At 35.5% G+C, this 625-nt stretch carries 2 protein-coding genes; both read right to left on the bottom strand.

Annotation, left to right across the window (positions count from 1 at the left end; all coding sequences use genetic code 11):
* Positions 1-249, bottom strand: a 249-nt coding sequence (locus AAEZ03_RS25750; protein ID WP_502947950.1) for an SCO4402 family protein, incomplete at its 3' end; no start/stop codon positions are given.
* A partial coding sequence (locus AAEZ03_RS25745) for a hypothetical protein (RefSeq protein WP_350582541.1) occupies positions 222-625 on the bottom strand: 404 nt, incomplete at its 5' end. The genes AAEZ03_RS25750 and AAEZ03_RS25745, both read right to left, overlap by 28 nt.

The raw sequence follows: 625 nt of genomic DNA, 5'->3' as shown, positions 1-625 counted from the left end.
AAATAATTTAGCTTCTTTGTCATTTTTCAAAACTAGACCAATCCAAGCGTTTGGATCGCTATCTCTTTCTAGCATGTCATCTAAGAAATTTACACTTGCATCAAAGTCATCGTAAAAACTAGGGTTATCTGGATTGGATTTTCCCCAGTATTGACGTTGATACTCTGAATCCGATAATGATTCTGTATAAGCAATTAGGTTATTTCTCATGTCTGGATATTTTATTTCGGTGAATTCCACTTGTTCCATTGTTCATACTCCTTAAGTGGGATATGTGCTTGATCCCAATTATCTTTAATTGTGCCCTTAATAGGTTCACCGTTTCTACCAATTATTCTGCCGTTGTTGTTTATAATAACATGGTCAACTTGTTGCCGAATTTGAGAGTTGCTTGGATTACCTTTATCTATACGTACGCTATTTCCTTTATTTGCTCCATCAAACCAGCGATAACCTTCCCCTCCTTTTCTATTAGGTATAGGAGATTTGAAGCTCTCAGGAAATTTATTTATAACACCGTTAGGTACTTTCAGTGTTGAATTTGAAGGCAGCTTTAATGACGAATTAGAAGCACTAATTTTTGGTTTATTTACCCTACTCTTGATTACATACTGCCCAGCTTTGA

It is taken from the genome of Pseudomonas sp. HY2-MNA-CIBAN-0224, assembly GCF_040310285.1.
Classification (GTDB): Bacteria; Pseudomonadota; Gammaproteobacteria; order Pseudomonadales; family Pseudomonadaceae; genus Aquipseudomonas; species Aquipseudomonas helleri.
Note: the sequence above shows the minus strand (reverse complement) of the source record. Positions and strands in the feature narration are given on the sequence as shown.